8 protein-coding genes and 1 pseudogene are annotated in these 4,794 nt (G+C 53.1%); 4 read left to right on the top strand and 5 right to left on the bottom strand.

Annotated elements, in window-relative coordinates; all coding sequences use genetic code 11:
- Window positions 1-155: pseudogene (locus tag G7Y51_RS13140) on the top strand (IS5/IS1182 family transposase); the annotation flags it as partial.
- Between the two features lie 9 nt (window positions 156-164).
- Here G7Y51_RS13140 and G7Y51_RS13635 read toward each other — a convergent pair.
- Window positions 165-428 carry a DNA-primase RepB domain-containing protein gene (locus G7Y51_RS13635; protein WP_206214351.1) on the bottom strand — a complete coding sequence of 88 codons (264 nt, stop codon included), beginning with the start codon at window positions 426-428 and terminating at the stop codon, window positions 165-167.
- A 220-nt stretch (window positions 429-648) separates the two neighbouring features.
- A complete protein-coding gene (locus tag G7Y51_RS13130) occupies window positions 649-1,041 on the bottom strand; it encodes a hypothetical protein (RefSeq protein ID WP_165178177.1) in 393 nt (130 codons plus the stop codon).
- A 133-nt stretch (window positions 1,042-1,174) separates the two neighbouring features.
- On the opposite strand from G7Y51_RS13130, the gene G7Y51_RS13125 reads away from it, so the two are divergent.
- Both G7Y51_RS13125 and G7Y51_RS13940 read left to right on the top strand, forming a co-directional pair.
- Window positions 1,175-1,687, top strand: a complete 513-nt coding sequence (locus tag G7Y51_RS13125) for a hypothetical protein (protein ID WP_165178175.1) — start codon at window positions 1,175-1,177, stop codon at window positions 1,685-1,687.
- Window positions 1,590-1,955, top strand: a complete 366-nt coding sequence (locus G7Y51_RS13940) for a hypothetical protein (protein ID WP_346773703.1) — start codon at window positions 1,590-1,592, stop codon at window positions 1,953-1,955. Before G7Y51_RS13125 ends, G7Y51_RS13940 begins: the two co-directional genes overlap by 98 nt.
- On the opposite strand, the gene G7Y51_RS13120 is transcribed toward G7Y51_RS13940, so the two are convergent.
- Entirely contained in the window at window positions 1,935-3,128 is a 1,194-nt protein-coding gene (locus G7Y51_RS13120) for an integrase arm-type DNA-binding domain-containing protein (protein ID WP_165178173.1), read from the bottom strand. The genes G7Y51_RS13940 and G7Y51_RS13120 overlap by 21 nt on opposite strands.
- 530 nt (window positions 3,129-3,658) lie before the next feature.
- Between G7Y51_RS13120 and G7Y51_RS13115 the strand changes: the two genes are divergently transcribed.
- On the top strand, window positions 3,659-3,868 hold the full coding sequence (locus tag G7Y51_RS13115) for a hypothetical protein (protein WP_165178171.1): 210 nt from the start codon (window positions 3,659-3,661) through the stop codon (window positions 3,866-3,868).
- A 77-nt stretch (window positions 3,869-3,945) separates the two neighbouring features.
- Here G7Y51_RS13115 and G7Y51_RS13110 read toward each other — a convergent pair whose 3' ends face one another.
- A complete protein-coding gene (locus G7Y51_RS13110; RefSeq protein WP_241160258.1) occupies window positions 3,946-4,500 on the bottom strand; it encodes a relaxase/mobilization nuclease domain-containing protein in 555 nt (184 codons plus the stop codon).
- Window positions 4,494-4,655, bottom strand: a complete 162-nt coding sequence (gene mobC, locus G7Y51_RS13105; RefSeq protein WP_277424702.1) for a plasmid mobilization relaxosome protein MobC — start codon at window positions 4,653-4,655, stop codon at window positions 4,494-4,496. Before mobC ends, G7Y51_RS13110 begins: the two co-directional genes overlap by 7 nt.
- Between the last annotated feature and the right edge of the window lie 139 nt (window positions 4,656-4,794).

The raw sequence follows: 4,794 nt of genomic DNA, 5'->3' as shown, positions 1-4,794 counted from the left end.
ACAACTACGTGTATAAATTGAGACATCTTGTTGAAAATGCATTTCAGGTTTTGAAGCAGTGGCGAGGTGTGGCTACCAGATATGCAAAAAATACCGCCTCCTTCCTTGCTGCAGTTCATATTCGCTGCATAGCTATCTGGGCTAAAATCAAATGACGACACACCCTAGGTCATGTCATCAATGAGGATGTGGTGACGCTCATCCGACAGCGGCGTGTAGTAGATATTTTCGCCGCGCCGCTGGAAGCGCAGCATTTCCGGCAGATGGGCCTCCAGTTCGTTCGGGGAAAAGCCTCTGGTCAGGCCGCCTTTCTTGTCCAGGATGAAGGTCTTTTTCCCGCCGTCCTCGTCCATTTTGATACAGGTCACGCGGTAGCGTTCCGTATTGACCGCCTCGGCATACGTTCTGAAGTCCTCGAGTTCGCGCATGGCTATCGCTTCCTCCGCTATCCGTTGCAGCGTGGGCGGGCTGTGTCTCGTCTGTTCAAATGCCGCGCGATGCCGCCAATGCCCGGCCTGTCGGGACAAGCCTTGCGCCCGTAACCAGGCTTCAAAACGCGGCTTGCCGCCACGCGCTTTTTTCGGCCTGAGCGCAAAGAAATTCCGCTCTCCGTCGCGCATCAGGCAATGAGGTCATCCACCCAATCGCCTATCTGCCATGACTTCGATTTTTCAATTTTCCGGTTCTTGATTTTTTTTGACGATCATTGAGGGCCATGCCGATTTTTTGAATCAACCACACGAGTTTCCGCAAGGCGTCTTCCTGCTTTTCCATAATGCCGCGCGGCGCGTTTACCTGCCGGAGCGTTGCAAAATTATGCTTGAGCAGACCGCCGATCCGCCGCAGTTCTCCCACTGTTTTCACGTCAGTGCAGGCCGCAATCGTTCCGCCGAAAAAACGCCGTCGCGCGTATTCCGACAGGGACAGTCCCGCGATGTCCGCCTGCTCCATGAGGCGTGCTTTTTCCATATCGGTAACACGGATCGTTACCCATTTTCTGGCGGCGCTCCGGCCGCCGCCCTCCGTCTTTCTGCCTTTCATGTCTTTTGCCTTTGGAATGCGAGAAGCGCAGCGCCGAGCATTCCGGGGGAGTCCAGAGGGCGGCAGCCCTTTGGCAGGATGGGGTTGTGTGTAGCACAACTTCCATCCTGCCACGGCGACCCCGTATCGTGGAGTGGTAGATTTATGCAAGATTTTATCTTTACTGCCGATTGACCATATTCTCTTCTCAGAGGAGGCAAAAACACATGGCTTCAAACGCAACAATACACATGGAACAGCTCGCGAAGGCGAAGAAACTACTCATGAATTTGCCGAAAAAAAAGACGGAAAAACCAGACCGGACGCAGCCAAATTTCTGGAAAAAGCTTTCAGGAACGCTCTCAAAAAAGGTTACTCGCCAAAAGAACTGAGTCAGCTGCTCAAGAATGAGAGCATCATCATTCCCGCATATCTTATTCAGAAATTTTTCTCTGAAACTGCGGACAGCGCGGACGTTGCTCCTGCACAAAAAAAGGAAATTCCCCGCAAAAACCACCGGCTTCGGCAAGAACCTCGTTCATCGTGCCGGATTTGCCGGATAAGAAGTTGTGAACATAAACGCGTCGATTTTTTATGTGGGCGGAAGCAAAGGTGGCGTGGGGAAAAGCAAGGTATCTTTCGCCCTGATCGACTCCCTGCTTGCTGACGGAAAAAAGGTGCTTTTGCTGGAAAGCGACAACCTCAAATCCTGCGGAATGGTCGGCGGCGGCGCGAAAAAATCCTGCCGATCCTCAAAAAACAAACGGGGAAAAGGCGGCAAAACAAACAAAAATTATTGGGTGTTGAGTGGGACTTTGATAAAACATAAACAGGTAGCACAGATAAAAGAGCGCCCCTGTCCGAGACGGCACCTCTGGAACAGGGCCGGGGGCGTGTCTTGCTTTTTATCCCGTCTATCGTACTTTTCCGCGTAGCATATCCAGATAGTCAGCGTACTCCTGAACCATGCGTCGCCGCTCCGGCAGATACTCGGCATAGTTGTACGCGGCGCGAACGCCGTTGCGTTCACAGTGGGCAAGCTGGCGCTCTATCCAGTCTGTGTTATAGCCAAGCTCGTTCAGGAGCGTGGACGCCATTGACCGGAAGCCGTGAAAGGTATGTTCGCCGGTGGCGCAGCCGAGTTGCCGCAGGACGCGCAACGGACCTCCTCTGTACATGGGGCCGTTGGTTCCCGCCCTGTTGCCAGGAAAGACAAAGCGTCCATCGCCGCTTTTCTCATACAGCTCATGGAAAATCGCCAGGGCCTGACGCGAAAGCGGCACGACATGGATTTGCTTCATCTTCATCCGTTCCGCCGGAATGCGCCATTCCGCCGCCTCAAGGTTGATTTCCGTCCATTCCGCACGGATCAGTTCATTGGCACGGACAAAAACCAGTGGCGCAAGACGCAGGGCGCGGGAGATGAAAAAGTTCCCCTCATAGGCGTGGATTTTGCGCAACAGTTCGCCCACGGCAACGGGTTCGGTGATGGCCGCATGGTGGCCGTTGGCTGTGGGCGCGAGTGCGCCGCGTAAATCGGCGGCAATGTCATGTTCCGCCCTGCCGGTGACAACGGCGTAACGGAAAATCCGTCCGGCATCACGCAACGCCTTGTGGGCGATGGTCAACGCGCCCCGTTCCTCCACCTGCCGGAGAACGGCCAGCAGTTCCCTTGGGGTAATAGCGTTGATGGGACGTTTGCCAATGTGGGGGAAGAGGTTTTCCTCCAGAATGCGAATGACTGCTTTTCGGTATGCGGGGATCCACTTCGGCGAATACCTGATATGCCATTCCCGCGCCACGTCCTCGAAAGAGTTGCGGGCCGCTTCCGCCGCCGCTTCTCTGGCCTGGCGTCGGGCTTCGCTGGGATCGATATGTTCCCGTAGCAGCTTTTTGGCTTCTTCCCGTTTTTCCCGCGCCTCGCGCAGGCTCACGGACGGATACGGGCCAAGGGAAAGAAGCTTCTGCCTGCCCGCGAAGCGGTACGCCAACCGCCATGACTTTTTGCCCGTGGGCGTGACGTAGAGGAACAGGCCCCCACCGTCCGAGTGCATCTGAATCTTGCCGTTGGCTATGACATGCCGTATGACTGTGTCGGTCAGTTTCATCCGGCCACCTCCAGAGTGGTGTTTCTTGGTACGGCTGGACTGACTGCTACCAACATATTTCTGAAAAAACCTTTTGATACAAGGTATTACAAGAAATATGCCGGTAGCTGAGAGGGGAACCCCGCTCCGTTTCCCAAGGCCGGGTGCAGCACTGCCCGACCTTGGGAAATCCCGTCATTGACAGCCCAGACCTAGCAAAAGACTACCAACGTGTCTACCAACGGTTTTTGTGGATGCAGGTGGATTTTTGTGGATGGGATAAGGCAAAGATGCCTGATTAACATATTGAAATTACATTCTAATCAGACATCTTTGGACTTTCTGAGACGAGTTAGGCAACTTCAATCAAAAAATGCTCTGAGAGCCTGACAATCCAAAACACCAAGGAAAGCCTTGGGACGCTTTACAGAGTCCCAACCCATTCTCGAAGGTTCAGCAAAAACGTATAAATTACTATGGACGTTACCATTGACAACTTGACGATGATAATTAATTTTTAAAATTAAAATACTTATAAGGAGGATACGATCATGAACGGAATTTACAAGGCAGTTTATAATCTCCCAGGCGACAGGAACGAGGGTATAGTCTTTATAGACAATGGAAAATTTTATGGCAGTGACAAAACCCATGCTTTTTATGGCAGTTATGCCATCGAGGGGAAAGACTTTTCTGCCAAGTTGACATGTATGCAGTACGCAACTGATGGATACAATATGGGTGGGGGGGAAACTCCATGACCGTGGAAGGAACTGTGGATGGTGAAAGAATTATAGGAAAGGCATCAATCCAAGATGTCCCAATCAAAATTAATATTTCACTTGAGTGCATTCGGAAATTCTAACCGCACCCAGGCCATTCGCGCCTTGAACAGGTCGGCCTTTTTCGGAAGCTCGTCCCGCGCCCGTGCCGGGTCATCGGGCCGCGCCCAGCCTTCGCGCCAGTTGAACAGGTCACGGAAGACAGCAAAGTCTTTTTGCCAGCCGGGAGGGCAGGCGTTGAAATCCTTGCCGCTGGAAAGTTCCAGTCGCGGAATCAGAAAATGCAGCTCGTGATGCCCGGCATGGGTATGCCGCACCCAGAGGATATTGCGCTGATCCGCTTCCTGTCCGGCGAAGGCCACGCGCTCGAAAGCGTCCATGACTTCCTCTTCCTGTGCCTCGCTGATCTTCTCATCAGGATGCCACGACAGAACGCCGGAGGTGAATTTCCATCGCCGCTCTATGCTGTCGACAAGCGCGCGGGTCATGGCGGGATCGCCGCGCAGCACCTGAGGCGGGGCTGTGTCTCTCCCCGGATAGTCCGGGCGCACAAGATAGCGGCTGGGCTTGTCGCCTTCTCCGGTGCCGTGCGGAAAGATCTTCATCAGCATGGCTCGGCCTCCGGTTCATTTTCCGCTGAAGCGCATGATGCGAACTCTGCAATACGCCGTTCGATGCCTGCCAGCGCCGTCAATACTTCCACGGCTTCCGTTGCTCGCTTGCAGGTATTGGCCCATCTCGCGAGCTGATTGATGTTCGCGCCGATGCGGGCTAGAGTATTTTGCTTTTAACTTTTTACATATCCACAGGATTTAAACCATCCTTCAGCGTCTTTTTGTGTGATACAACTTAATGCTTTTCCAATGGATTTATACAGTTCATCACATGTTTTTGCTTTCATACCA

The organism is Desulfovibrio sp. ZJ369 (genome assembly GCF_011039085.1).
GTDB lineage: Bacteria > Desulfobacterota > Desulfovibrionia > Desulfovibrionales > Desulfovibrionaceae > Desulfovibrio.
This window is presented reverse-complemented; position numbering and strand designations above follow the sequence as displayed.